The organism is Kitasatospora sp. NBC_01539, assembly GCF_045040525.1.
Classification (GTDB): Bacteria; Actinomycetota; Actinomycetes; order Streptomycetales; family Streptomycetaceae; genus Kitasatospora.
Window position 1 is genome coordinate 3,543,305 of the sequence record NZ_CP109390.1, and the last position, 13,064, is coordinate 3,556,368.

At 73.2% G+C, this 13,064-nt stretch carries 8 protein-coding genes; 6 read left to right on the plus strand and 2 right to left on the minus strand.

Annotated elements, in window-relative coordinates; all coding sequences use genetic code 11:
- Window positions 1-31: 31 nt before the first annotated feature.
- Both lon and OG335_RS15040 read right to left on the minus strand, forming a co-directional pair.
- Window positions 32-2,434: an endopeptidase La gene (lon, locus tag OG335_RS15035; protein WP_405011612.1), complete on the minus strand. Its 2,403-nt coding sequence runs from the start codon at window positions 2,432-2,434 to the stop codon at window positions 32-34.
- A gap of 116 nt (window positions 2,435-2,550) precedes the next feature.
- Window positions 2,551-3,252, minus strand: coding sequence for a rhomboid-like protein (locus tag OG335_RS15040; protein ID WP_405011613.1), 702 nt, complete (start codon window positions 3,250-3,252; stop codon window positions 2,551-2,553).
- Window positions 3,253-3,842: 590 nt separating this feature from the next.
- On the opposite strand from OG335_RS15040, the gene OG335_RS15045 reads away from it, so the two are divergent.
- The 6 genes from OG335_RS15045 (at window position 3,843) to OG335_RS15070 (ending at window position 13,064) form a co-directional block, all read left to right on the plus strand.
- Window positions 3,843-4,574, plus strand: coding sequence for a response regulator transcription factor (locus OG335_RS15045; protein ID WP_405011614.1), 732 nt, complete (start codon window positions 3,843-3,845; stop codon window positions 4,572-4,574).
- Window positions 4,575-4,660: 86 nt separating this feature from the next.
- Window positions 4,661-5,803, plus strand: a complete 1,143-nt coding sequence (locus OG335_RS15050) for an ATP-binding protein (protein WP_405011615.1) — start codon at window positions 4,661-4,663, stop codon at window positions 5,801-5,803.
- Window positions 5,804-6,079: 276 nt separating this feature from the next.
- Window positions 6,080-9,811 carry a multifunctional oxoglutarate decarboxylase/oxoglutarate dehydrogenase thiamine pyrophosphate-binding subunit/dihydrolipoyllysine-residue succinyltransferase subunit gene (locus tag OG335_RS15055; RefSeq protein ID WP_405011616.1) on the plus strand — a complete coding sequence of 1,244 codons (3,732 nt, stop codon included), beginning with the start codon at window positions 6,080-6,082 and terminating at the stop codon, window positions 9,809-9,811.
- A gap of 161 nt (window positions 9,812-9,972) precedes the next feature.
- Window positions 9,973-11,769: a serine/threonine-protein kinase gene (locus tag OG335_RS15060; RefSeq protein ID WP_405011617.1), complete on the plus strand. Its 1,797-nt coding sequence runs from the start codon at window positions 9,973-9,975 to the stop codon at window positions 11,767-11,769.
- A gap of 51 nt (window positions 11,770-11,820) precedes the next feature.
- Window positions 11,821-12,000, plus strand: coding sequence for a DUF6104 family protein (locus OG335_RS15065; protein ID WP_057226968.1), 180 nt, complete (start codon window positions 11,821-11,823; stop codon window positions 11,998-12,000).
- A 143-nt stretch (window positions 12,001-12,143) separates the two neighbouring features.
- The gene (locus OG335_RS15070; protein ID WP_405011618.1) at window positions 12,144-13,064 is read left to right on the plus strand and encodes a DUF4097 family beta strand repeat-containing protein; all 921 of its coding nucleotides are present in this window, start codon (window positions 12,144-12,146) and stop codon (window positions 13,062-13,064) included.

Here is a 13,064-nt window from a genome sequence, read left to right on the forward strand (position 1 = left end):
TCCGCCGCCCGCGGCCCCACGACCCCCGCCGCTACGCGGCGGCCGCGGCCACCGGTACCTCGGCCGGCTCCAGGGCCAGCGCCAGCACCTCCCGCACGTCGGCGACCGGGTGCACGGCCAGCCGCTCCAGCACCTCGGCCGGCACGTCGTCCAGGTCGGCCTCGTTGCGCTTGGGAATGATCACCGTGGTGATCCCGGCCCGGTCGGCGGCGAGCAGCTTCTGCTTCACCCCGCCGATCGGCAGCACCCGCCCGGTCAGCGACACCTCGCCCGTCATCGCCACGTCGGTGCGCACCTTGCGGCCGGAGAGCAGCGAGGCGAGCGCGGTCGTCATGGTGACGCCGGCGCTCGGCCCGTCCTTGGGGACGGCCCCGGCGGGCACGTGCAGGTGGATGCCGCGCTCCCGCAGTCCGGTGACGGGCAGTTCCAGCTCGGCGCCGCGCGAGCGGAGGTAGGAGAGCGCGATGTGCGCGGACTCCTTCATCACGTCGCCCAGCTGCCCGGTCAGGGTCAGCCCGGTCGAGCCGGTCTCGGCGTCCGCCAGCGAGGCCTCGATGTAGAGGACGTCGCCGCCGGCGCCGGTGACGGCGAGGCCGGTGGCCACGCCCGGCACCGCGGTACGCCGCTCCGCTGGCTCCTGCGCGGACTCCGGGGTGTGGTGCGGCCGCCCGATGAGCGCCCGCAGGTCGTCGGCGCCGATCGCGACGGGCAGCTCCCGCTCGCCGAGCTCGCTCTGTGCCGCGACCTTCCGCAGGATGCGGGCGATCGAGCGCTCCAGGGTGCGCACGCCCGCCTCGCGGGTGTACTCGCCGGCCAGCCGGCGCAGCGCGCCCTCGTCGAGGGCGACCTCGTCCGCCTTCAGCCCGGCCTTCTCCAGCTGGCGGGGCAGCAGGTGGTCGCGGGCGATGACGACCTTCTCGTCCTCGGTGTAACCGTCGAGGCGCACCAGCTCCATCCGGTCGAGCAGCGGCTCGGGGATGGCCTCCAGCACGTTGGCGGTGGCGAGGAAGACCACGTCGGAGAGGTCGAGCTCGACCTCCAGGTAGTGGTCGCGGAAGGTGTGGTTCTGCGCCGGGTCGAGCACCTCCAGCAGGGCGGCGGCCGGGTCGCCGCGGTAGTCGGAGCCGACCTTGTCGATCTCGTCGAGCAGGACGACCGGGTTCATCGAGCCGGCCTCCTTGATCGCGCGGACGATCCGGCCGGGCAGCGCGCCGACGTAGGTGCGCCGGTGGCCGCGGATCTCCGCCTCGTCGCGGACGCCGCCGAGCGCCACCCGGACGAAGGAGCGGCCCATGGCGCGGGCCACCGACTCGCCGAGCGAGGTCTTGCCGACGCCGGGCGGGCCCACCAGGGCCAGCACGGCTCCGCCGCGGCGGCCGCCGACGAGACCGAGCCCCCGGTCGGCGCGGCGCTTGCGGACGGCCAGGTACTCGACGATGCGGTCCTTCACGTCCGCCAGGCCCGCGTGGTCGGCGTCGAGCACGGCGCGGGCGCCGGCGATGTCGTACGCGTCCTCGGAGCGCTCGCTCCAGGGCAGCTCCAGCACGGTGTCCAGCCAGGTGCGGATCCACGAGCCCTCGGGCGACTGCTCGCTGGAGCGCTCCAGCTTGTCGACCTCCTTGAGGGCGGCCTCGCGGACCTTCTCCGGCAGGTCGGCCGCCTCCACCCGGGCCCGGTAGTCGTCCTCCTCGGAGGCCGTGCCGCCGTCGAGCTCGGCCAGCTCCTTGCGGACGGCCTCCAGCTGGCGGCGCAGCAGGAACTCCTTCTGCTGCTTGGCCACGCCCTCCTCGACGTCCTTGCGGATGGTGTCGTTGACCTCCTCCTCGGCGAGGTGGTCGCGCAGCAGCGTCAGCGCGTAGCCGAGGCGGGCGAGCTGGTCGGCCTCCAGGAGCACCTTGAGCTTCTGCTCGGCGGTGGCGAAGGGCGCGTAGCCGATGTTGTCGGCGAGTTCGCCGACGCCGTCGATCTGGGCGACGCGGTCGACGATCTGCCAGGCGCCGCGCTTGCGCAGCCACTCGGTGGAGAGCGCCTTGTACTCCTTGACCAGCTCGGCGGCGCGGCCCGCCACCGGGGTGCCGACGGAGGACTCGCGGAAGGGCGTGGTCTCGACCCAGAGCGCGGCGCCGGGGCCGGTGGTGCCGGCGCCGATGCGCACCCGGCGCACGGCGCGGACCAGCGCGGCGGGGTCGCCGTCGGCGAGGCGCCCGACCTGCTCGACGGTGGCCAGCGTGCCGACGGCGGCGTAGGAGCCGTCGAGCCTCGGCACCAGCAGCACCTGGGGCTTGGCGCCGGCGGCCCCGGCCGCCCGGGCGGCCTCGACGGCGGCGCGGACCTCGGCGTCGGAGAGGTCGAGCGGGACGACCATGCCGGGGAGCACGACCTCGTCGTCGAGCGGCAGCACGGGCAGGGTGAGCGGTGTGGACGTCGATGCCATGATCTCTCCCCAGTCAGTGAAGTTGAGCTGACCTGACTAAGGATTGGCGGGGCGCGATTGTTCCCCGGTCCGTGTTCGCCCTGGGCGATCGCCGGCGGCCCGGGGAGAGGTGCAGCTCAGGCGCGGGACGGGAGGGCCGGACGGCCCGCCGTCCGGGGCGGCCCGGGGCGGGCCCGGCGCCGCAGCGGCCGCCAGAGGGCGATGCCGACGAGGAGGGCGGCCGGGTGGCCGGTGACGGTCACCGGGTCCGCCCCGAGGAGGGACGACTGCCCGACGTACACGGCCGCGGCGGCCAGCACGGCCGCCCGGGCGCGCGGGCGGAGCAGCCCCGCGAGGGCCCCGAGGCAGGCGAGCACGCCGTAGCTGACGCCGATGTCGAGGGCGTCGAGGAGGTCGGGGGAGAGCCGGCCGGCGGCGACCGAGGCGAGCACGACGCCCTGGGAGAGCAGGGTGGCGCCGACGTGCCCGGCGGCGAACACCGCGGCGGTCGGGCCGGCGCCGACCCGGCGTTCGAGCGGGGCCACGGTCAGGGCGAAGGCCCAGAGGTAGGGGGTCCAGATCGGCCCGGCCACCCACAGGCCGCTGGCGAGCAGGGCGGGCGCGGGGTGGTGCAGGAGGTTGTGGACGTCCGTGCTGGAGAGCGCCTGCAGCCGGTGCACCCGTACGGGGTCGGCGAAGCGGGCGAGGAGCGTGGTGCCGAGCAGCAGGGCGAGGTACGCGACGGTGAAGGGGGTGCGGCGGGGGGTCGGCACCGCGTCGCGCAGCCGGACGGCCGGGTGCGGTCCGCGCGGGTCCGCCGGGTGGCCGGCGCCTGCCATGGGCCCTCCGTCCGCCGCCGGCGGACCGGCGCGCGAGGCCCTCGCAGCGGCGGTGAGGGCGCACGGGGATGCGCACGGACGGTGCCCGCGAGGACACCGGCGGTCCTTGTCGTGACCACGATACGTTCCCAGCCTGGGAGCCTGCTGGGGAAGAGCTGTGAAGGTTGCTTGAGCTTCGGCGACGTCCACGGCCCCCTTGGTCCGTACCTTCCCTCCGTTCACGGACGAGCATCGCTTCCGTAAGGACCGCAGCCGCGGTGAGGGGTCGTACAGCGCGTTCCGGCCGGGAAAATCGCCCGGTAAGGTATCGCCCCGTGCCCGGTCCCGGACGGGAACCGGCACGGCCGTGGCCCGGATCCACCCGAGCCATCTGCCGGAACGCCCACGGTGTCCGTACTCTGCGTGGAGTGCGGGCCGGGTGTGCGAGCCACACGGCGCATCCACGCCGCGCGGGAAGCCGTCGGCGGAACGGCGCCCTGCGGGACACGGCAGGCCGGGCACAAGCCCACGACGGAACAAGACGACTACGACGCGGCGCCCGCCACCCCCACAGGTGGCCGGCCCGCAGCCCTGGGGGCGGTGGCGTGACCGTGACAGAAATTCAGCAGGAGACCGGCAGCAGCCAGGTCGGTACGCAGCGGCGGGTGCTGGTGGTGGAGGACGAGCCCACCATCGCCGAGTCCATCGCGGCCAGGCTGGGCGCGGAGGGCTTCAAGGTCGCCGTGGCCCACGACGGCCCCGGCGCGGTGGACGGGTTCCACACCTGGCAGCCCGACCTCGTGGTGCTCGACATCATGCTGCCCGGCTTCGACGGCCTGGAGGTGTGCCGCCGGATCCAGGCGCAGCGCCCGGTGCCCGTCCTGATGCTCACCGCCCGCGACGACGAGACCGACCTGCTGGTCGGCCTGGGCGTCGGCGCGGACGACTACATGACCAAGCCGTTCTCGATGCGCGAGCTGGCCGCCCGCGTCAACGTGCTGCTGCGCCGCGTGGAGCGCGCCCAGCAGGCCGCGAGGACGCCGGCCCTCGGCTCGCTGCGCTTCGGCGAGCTGGAGATCGACCACGTGCAGCGCCGGGTGCGGCTCGGCTCGGGCGACGTCCACCTGACGCCGACCGAGTTCGATCTGCTGGCCTGCCTCGCCGCGCAGCCGCGCGCGGTGCTCACCCGCGAGCAGCTGCTCGCGGAGGTCTGGGACTGGACGGACGCCTCGGGCACCCGCACGGTCGACAGCCACGTCAAGGCGCTCCGCCGGAAGATCGGCGCGAGCTGGATCCGCACGGTGCACGGCGTCGGGTACGCCCTGGAGGCACCGCTCTCCTAGCTGTTCTCCGACGGCGTCGCGCCGAGGGCTGGGCCGCCGGGGGGCCCACGCTCTCGTCCCGCGGGGTACCGACACCCAGGGACACCATGACCTTTCCGCAGCAACGCAACAAGGACGCCGCCGCGCGTCCGCGCCCCGGCCTGGCCGGCCGGGCCGCCCGCCGGGTGTGGGCCGACATGCGCCCGTTCGACCCGGTGCGATCGATCAAGGGCAAGCTCGCCCTGCTGGTGATCGTGTCCGTCTTCCTGGCGACCGGCATGGTGGTCGTCGCGATCCGCTCCGAGACGCAGATCCGGATCATCATGATCTTCTCGATGATCGCGTCGCTGCTCTTCATGCAGTTCCTCGCGCACGGGCTGACCGCCCCGCTGCGCGCGATGACCGCCGCCGCGAGCGCCATGGCCCGCGGTGACTACAGCACCCGGGTCGACACCGCCTCCCGGGACGAGATCGGCGAGCTCGCCGACTCGTTCAACCGCATGGCCGCCGACCTGGAGGCCGCCGACCGGCACCGGCGCGAGCTGATCGCCAACGTCTCGCACGAGCTGCGCACGCCCATCGCCGCCCTCCGGGCCGTCCTGGAGAACGTCGTCGACGGCGTCGTGCAGCCCGAGCCGAGGACGCTGGGCGCCGCGCTGGAGCAGACCGAGCGGCTCGGGCGGCTGATCACCCACCTGCTGGACCTCTCCAAGCTCGACGGCGGGGTCGTGCCGCTCGACAGCCGCCCCTTCGAGGTGCGGCCGTTCCTGGACGGCGTGCTGCGCGGGGTCACCGTCGACGGCGCCACCGCCGGCGGCGCGTACGGGCGGCGCGGCGACGTGCGACTGAGCCTGGACGTCGATCCGCCGGGCCTGACGGCCGTCGCCGACGAGGAGCGCCTGCACCAGGTGGTGGCCAACCTCGTCGACAACGCCTGCAAGCACTCGCCGGCCGGCGGCACCGTGACGGTGCGTGCCCGGGCCGGCGAGGGGCACGGCGGGCTGCGGCTGCAGGTCGAGGACCAGGGGCCGGGCATCCCGGTCCAGGACCGCGAGCGGGTGTTCGAGCGCTTCGGGCGCAGCGGCACCGCGACGGCCCAGGGTCCGGGCAGCGACGGCGGCACCGGCCTGGGCCTGGCCATCGCCCGCTGGGCGGTCGACCTGCACGGCGGCGAGATCCGGGTGGCCGAGGCCGCGCCGGGCTGCCGGATCGAGGTCTCGCTGCCGGGTGAGTCGCCCATAGCGGTGTAGTTGTCACACAACCGGTACATACCGGGGCCGGTCCCGCTCGGGGCCGGCCCCGGAGTCCGTATTGTCAGGTTTTCAGGTGATAATGATGGTGAGCGAAGGTGTCAGGTTCCCTGCCTGCGCGGTTTTGTAACGCGCACAATCGGCCCAAAATCGGCCGGTCACTGTGATCTGGGCGACGCCTGGCCTCGGAGGACTGCGCGATCACTGGTCGGAGGCGTAGCCTTAATCCCCGCTGTCCACCATCCAAAAAGGAAGCGGAAGAGGGCGGTTGCCCCGATGTCGCCACACCCTGAAACCCCCAGCTCGGCAAGTACCACTGGCTTCGGCCCCAACGAGTGGCTCGTCGACGAGATCTACCAGCAGTACCTCCAGGACCCGAGTTCCGTAGACCGGGCCTGGTGGGACTTTTTCGCCGACTACAAGCCCGGTACCGAGGTGACTCCAGTGACCCAGGCCGCAACCCAGGTCGGCTCCGCGCCGACCACCGTTGCAGCTCCTGCCGCTCCTGCCGTCGAGGCGGCGCCCGCCCCCGCTGCACCGGCCGCGCCGGTCCAGCCGGCGCCTGCGCCACTCGCCGCAGCCCCTGCCGCACCGCCCGCGCCGAAGGCCGCCGCTCCGGCGGCCGCCGCCGCTCCGGCCGCGCAGGGTCCCGAGCTCGTCCAGCTGCGCGGCCCGTCCAAGGCGGTCGCGACCAACATGGACGCCTCGCTGGAGGTGCCGACAGCGACGTCGGTGCGTGCCGTCCCGGCCAAGCTGCTGATCGACAACCGCATCGTCATCAACAACCACCTGCAGCGCGCCCGCGGCGGCAAGGTGTCCTTCACCCACCTGATCGGTTACGCCCTGGTCCAGGCCATCAAGGCCTCCCCGGGCATGAACCACAGCTACAAGGTGGAGGACGGCAAGGCCTACCTGGTCAAGCCCGCCCACGTGAACCTCGGCCTCGCCATCGACCTGGTGAAGCCGAACGGCGACCGCCAGCTCGTCGTCGCGGCCATCAAGAAGGCCGAGACGCTCGACTTCTTCGGCTTCTGGCAGGCCTACGAGGACATCGTCCGCCGGGCCCGCGCCAACAAGCTGACGATGGACGACTTCACCGGCGTCACCGTCTCGCTGACCAACCCCGGCGGCATCGGCACCGTGCACTCCGTGCCGCGCCTCATGCAGAACCAGGGCACCATCGTCGGCGTCGGCGCCATGGAGTACCCGGCCGAGTTCCAGGGCTCCTCGCCCGAGACGCTGGCCCGCCTCGGCGTCTCGAAGATCATGACGCTGACCTCGACCTACGACCACCGGGTCATCCAGGGCGCGGCCTCCGGCGAGTTCCTGCGCACGATCCACCAGCTCCTGCTGGGCGAGCACGGCTTCTACGACGAGGTCTTCGAGTCGCTGCGCATCCCGTACGAGCCGGTGCGCTGGGCGACGGACGTCGCCGCCACCCACGACGACGAGGTCAACAAGACCGCGCGCGTCATGGAGCTCATCCACGCGTACCGCGTGCGCGGCCACCTCATGGCCGACACCGACCCGCTGGAGTACAAGCAGCGCAAGCACCCCGACCTGGACGTCGTGCAGCACGGCCTCACCCTGTGGGACCTGGAGCGCGAGTTCGCGGTCGGCGGCTTCGGCGGCAACAAGATGATGAAGCTCCGCGACATCCTCGGCCTGCTGCGCAACACGTACTGCCGCACCGTCGGCATCGAGTACATGCACATCCAGGACCCGAAGCAGCGCAAGTGGCTGCAGCAGCGCCTGGAGAAGCCGTACACGAAGCCCGAGCGCGAGGAGCAGCTGCGCATCCTGCGCCGGCTGAACTCCGCCGAGGCCTTCGAGACGTTCCTGCAGACCAAGTACGTCGGGCAGAAGCGCTTCTCGCTGGAGGGCGGCGAGTCGCTCATCCCGCTGCTGGACGCCACGATCGACGCCGCCGCCGAGCACCGCCTCGACGAGGCCGTCATCGGCATGGCCCACCGCGGCCGCCTCAACGTGCTGGCCAACATCGTCGGCAAGCCGTACGGCAAGATCTTCGGCGAGTTCGAGGGCAACCTCGACCCGAAGTCGATGCACGGCTCCGGCGACGTCAAGTACCACCTGGGCTCCGAGGGCACCTTCACCGGCCTCGACGGCGAGACCATCAAGGTGTCGCTCGCCGCCAACCCGTCCCACCTGGAGACGGTCGACCCGGTCGTCGAGGGCATCGTCCGCGCCAAGCAGGACGTCCTGGACCAGGGCGGCACGACCTTCCCGGTACTGCCGATCCAGGTGCACGGCGACGCGGCCTTCGCCGGCCAGGGCGTCGTCGCGGAGACCCTGAACATGTCGCAGCTGCGCGGCTACCGCACCGGCGGCACGATCCACCTGGTGGTCAACAACCAGGTCGGCTTCACCGCCGCGCCGGCGTCCTCGCGCTCGTCGATGTACTGCACCGACGTCGCGCGCATGATCGAGGCGCCGATCTTCCACGTGAACGGCGACGACCCGGAGGCCGTGGTCCGCATCGCGCGGCTCGCCTTCGAGTTCCGGCAGGAGTTCCACAAGGACGTCGTCATCGACCTCATCTGCTACCGCCGCCGCGGTCACAACGAGGCCGACAACCCGTCGTTCACCCAGCCGCTGATGTACGACCTGATCGACAAGAAGCGCTCGGTGCGCAAGCTGTACACCGAGGGCCTGATCGGTCGCGGCGACATCACCATGGAAGAGGCGGAGCAGGCGCTCCAGGACTTCCAGGGCCAGCTGGAGAAGGTCTTCGCCGAGGTCCGCGAGGCTGCGGGCGCCCCGGCGTCCGCCGCCGGCGGCAGGCCCGTCGCGGACTTCCCGGTGAGCATCCAGACCGGCATCTCGGAGGAGATGGTCAAGCGGATCGCCGCCTCGCAGGTCAACCTGCCGGACTGGCTGACCGTGCACCCGCGTCTGCTGCCGCAGCTGCAGCGCCGCGCCGCCTCGGTCGAGGACAACACCATCGACTGGGCCACCGGCGAGGCGCTCGCCATCGGCTCGCTGCTGATGGAGGGCCACCCCGTCCGCCTCGCCGGCCAGGACAGCCGCCGCGGCACCTTCGGCCAGCGCCACGCCGTCCTCATCGACCGCAACACCGGTGAGGACTACACCCCGCTGCTGTACCTGACGGAGGACCAGGCCCGCTTCACCGTGTACGACAGCCTGCTGTCCGAGTACGCGGCGATGGGCTTCGAGTACGGCTACTCGCTGACCCGCCCGAACGCGCTGGTCATGTGGGAGGCGCAGTTCGGCGACTTCGTCAACGGCGCGCAGACCATGGTCGACGAGTACATCGCCTCCGCCGAGCAGAAGTGGGGCCAGCACTCCGGCGTCACCCTGCTGCTGCCGCACGGCTTCGAGGGCCAGGGACCGGATCACTCGTCCGCCCGCCCGGAGCGCTTCCTGCAGCTGTGCGCGCAGAACAACATGACGGTCGCAATGCCCACCTCGCCGTCGAACTACTTCCACCTGCTGCGCTGGCAGGCGCACAACCCGCACCACAAGCCGCTCATCGTCTTCACCCCGAAGTCGATGCTGCGCCTGAAGGCCGCGGCGTCCGCCGCCGCCGAGTTCACGTCCGGGGCGTTCCGCCCGGTCATCGGCGACAACACGGTCGACCCGGCGCAGGTGCGCAAGGTCGTCATCACCTCCGGCAAGTTCTACTACGACCTGGAGGCGGCCCGTACCGAGCGCGGTGTCACCGACACCGCCATCGTCCGGGTCGAGCGGCTCTACCCGCTGCCGATCTCCGAGCTGCAGGAGGAGCTGGGCCGCTTCGGCGACAACGTCCAGTTCATCTGGGCCCAGGAGGAGCCGGCCAACCAGGGCGCATGGCCGTTCATCGCCATGAACCTGGTCGACCACCTGCAGGTCGTCATCGGCCGCAACGCCAACGGCGCGCGCCTGCGCCGTGTCGCCCGGTCGGCCTCCTCGGCCCCCGCGGTCGGCTCGGCCAAGCGCCACGCCGCCGAGCAGCAGGGCCTCGTCGACGAGGTGTTCTCGCTCTGACGCGGCACCGCTGACACGGCGTCGCCGACGCACCGTCACGAGGCCCGGTCCCGCTCCCGCGGGGCCGGGCCTCGGCGCGTGCGGCGGCACCCCGCCGGTCTGCCGGTGCGTCAGGTCGCTACGGTGTGACCGTCCTGTCGCACCGTGGGGGAGCCGCCGCAATGTCCGCCGATCTGCCGTCCGTCTTCCAGCCGCTCCACCCGGACGACCCCCGGGAGGTCGGCGGCTACCGGCTCTTCGCCCGCCTCGGCGCGGGCGGCATGGGGCGGGTGTACCTGTCGTACACGCCCGGCGGGCGGCCGGTGGCGCTCAAGGTGGTGCGCCCGGAGTTCGCCGAGGACGGGGAGTTCCGGCGGCGGTTCGCCCAGGAGGTGACGAGCGCCCAGCGCATCCACGGCCTGTACACCGCCCAGGTGATCGACTCGGGCGCCGACGCGGACGCGCCGTGGCTGGTCACCGCCTACGTGCCCGGCCCCTCGCTGCAGCAGGTGATCCGCGAGCACGGGGCGCTGCCCGTCCGCACGGTGCTGCTGCTGATCGGCGGCATCGCCGAGGCCCTCCAGGCGATCCACAGCGTGCAGGTGGTGCACCGCGACCTCAAGCCGGCCAACGTGCTGGTCGCCGCGGACGGCCCGCGGGTGATCGACTTCGGCATCGCCCGGGCCGCCGACGCCACCGCGCTCACCGGCACCGGTTTCCGGATCGGCTCGCCCGCCTTCATGTCGCCCGAGCAGGCCCAGGGACGACCGGTCACCCCCGCCACCGACGTCTTCGCGCTCGGCGCCCTGGCCGCGTACGCGGTCGGCGGCACACCGCCGTTCGGCGAGGGCCCGGAGACGGCCGTGCTCTACCGCGTGGTCCACGAGCAGCCGGACCTCGGGAACGTGCCGGCCGACCTGCGCGGCCTGCTGGAGCGCTGCCTCGCCAAGCAGCCCGAGGACCGGCCGGCCCCGGCCGAACTCATCGACGCCGCCCGCAGCCACCCCGAGGTCGGCGGGCAGCTCCGCTTCTCCGACGACTGGCTGCCCGCCCCCGTCGGCACGGAGATCACCCGGCGCTCCGACCTGCCGCGGACCCCGCCCACCCCGCTGCCGGCACCGCCCGCGGGGCCGCCGACCCTGCGGGCCACCGCACCCTCGCCCGCCGCTCCCCCGCCGCCGGCCGGACCGCCGGCCGGTGCGGTGGCACCGCCGCTCGGGGCGTTCGGGCCGCCGCAGGCGCCCGTGGGCGCACCGGCCCCGCACGTACCGCCGGCGGCGTACCAGCACCCGCACCCGGGCTTCGCCGCCACGGTGCCGCGTCCGGCGCCCCACCCCGGCCCGGTGCCGGCGCGGCGGGGCGGGGTGGGGTGGCGGACGGTGCTCGGCATCGCCGCGGCGACCGCGGTCGCCGGCACCCTCGTCGGCGTCCTGCTGACGGACGGCGACGACCCGGCGGGCGGCGCCGCGGGGCAGCGGCACCCGACCGCGCAGGGCACCGCGCCCGGTGCCGGCACCGGGACGGGCAGGGCGCCGGCGGCGTCCGGGGAATCGGCGGGGGCCACCGGGGCGGGCGGCTCCGCCGCGGCGGCGCCCGGCGGCACGTACACCGAGCTGTACCGCGACCGCGAGCTGGCGAGCCCGGACTACACGTACCTCTTCGACCTGTCGAACGGCAAGGTCGTCTCCTCGTCGACGTACCCGGCCTGGGCGCTGGAGCCGACCTACGGCCACTTCAACTGGTCGAGCGGTTCGGACGTCTACTTCGACAAGCAGCCGCGGCTCACCCCGGCGGCGTGCACCGCCGGCATCGAGCAGCAGCCGCTGACCGAGCTGAAGTACGACGACCTGCCGGTCGGCCGGCTGTTCTGCGTGCGCAACCGGGAGAGCGGCGACGTGGTCGTCGCGAAGGTGGTGGAGCAGGGCCGGGCCAGCGGGGCGGCCAGGGTGTCGCTCACCTACTACCGCAACGACGCCTGACCCGCCGGGACTATTCTGACCGGGTCACACCCCACCGGACCGGAGCACACCGTGTACTTCACCGACCGAGGCATCGAGGAGCTGGCGAGCCGGCGAGGCGACGAGGAGGTCACCTTCGAGTGGCTGGCCGAGCGCCTGCGCGAGTTCGTCGACCTCAACCCGGACTTCGAGATCCCCGTCGAGCGGCTGGCCACCTGGCTGGCGAGGCTCGACGACGAGGACGAGGACTGACCCCGAGACGACCCCGAGAGGGCCCGGAAGCAACCCCTGCTTCCGGGCCCTCTCCGTCGCCGGCCCTTGACTTCCGCGATACGCGACATATCGTGTTGAGAAGTGAACGCGATACATCGCGATCGGGAGGACGGGGAACAGTCATGAGCCAGTGGACGGTCGAGGGACCCGAGAAGATCACCATCGACGAGCCGGTCACCGCACTGCACGTGCGGATCATGGGCGGCGCCGTCAACGTCGTCGCCTCCGACGGCCCGGCCCGCCTGGAGGTCACCGACCTGGAGGGCGAGCCGCTGCTCGTCACCCTCGACGCCGGCGTCCTCACCGTGGCCTACAAGGACCTCAGCTGGGCGGAGCTCGGCGAGGCCGTGAAGTCCGTGCAGACCGTCAAGCTGTTCCTCGGCTCCCTCCGCCGCCGGCGCAGCGCCTCGGTCTCCCTCGCCGTGCCCGCCGGCACCGAGGTCCGCTCCGGCTCCGCCTCGGCCGAGACCACCGTCTCCGGCCTCACCGGCCCGGTCACCGTGCACGGCGCCAGCGGCGCCACCACCCTGGTCGGCCTCTCCGGACGCGTCCAGGCCAACACCGTCTCCGGCGACGTCGACGCGCAGTCCGTCTCCGGCGAGCTGCGGGTGCACACCGTCTCCGGGCAGCTCACCGTCGTCGCCGGCACCGCCGACAAGGTGCAGGCGAAGACCGTCAGCGGAGCGGTCACCCTCGACCTCGACGTGCAGACGCCCACCGACATCGCCGTGACCACCGTCAGCGGCCCGGTCGCCGTCCGGCTGCCCTCGGTGGCGGACGCCAAGGTCGAGGCCGGCACCACCACGGGCGACGTCAGCTCCACCTTCACCGAGCTCACCGTGGCCGGCAGCTGGGGCGCCAAGCGGCTCTCCGGCCAGCTCGGCAGCGGCGCCGGCCGGCTGCAGGTCACCACCGTCTCCGGGCCGATCACCGTGCTCCGCCGCCCCGACACCGACGACGACGCTCCGGCCAAGGAGCTCGCCCCCACCGCCGACACCGCCGCGCCGGACACCGCCGGCCCCGACCTCACCAAGGAGGCCTGA

What these genes read in the sequence shown, in the direction of transcription:
- lon (WP_405011612.1), bottom strand. Translation starts at nt 2,434, where the DNA reads ATGGCATCGACGTCCACACCGCTCACCCTGCCCGTGCTGCCGCTCGAC.
- OG335_RS15040 (WP_405011613.1), bottom strand. Translation starts at nt 3,252, where the DNA reads ATGGCAGGCGCCGGCCACCCGGCGGACCCGCGCGGACCGCACCCGGCC.
- OG335_RS15050 (WP_405011615.1), top strand. Translation starts at nt 4,661, where the DNA reads ATGACCTTTCCGCAGCAACGCAACAAGGACGCCGCCGCGCGTCCGCGC.
- OG335_RS15055 (WP_405011616.1), top strand. Translation starts at nt 6,080, where the DNA reads ATGTCGCCACACCCTGAAACCCCCAGCTCGGCAAGTACCACTGGCTTC.
- OG335_RS15060 (WP_405011617.1), top strand. Translation starts at nt 9,973, where the DNA reads ATGTCCGCCGATCTGCCGTCCGTCTTCCAGCCGCTCCACCCGGACGAC.
- OG335_RS15070 (WP_405011618.1), top strand. Translation starts at nt 12,144, where the DNA reads ATGAGCCAGTGGACGGTCGAGGGACCCGAGAAGATCACCATCGACGAG.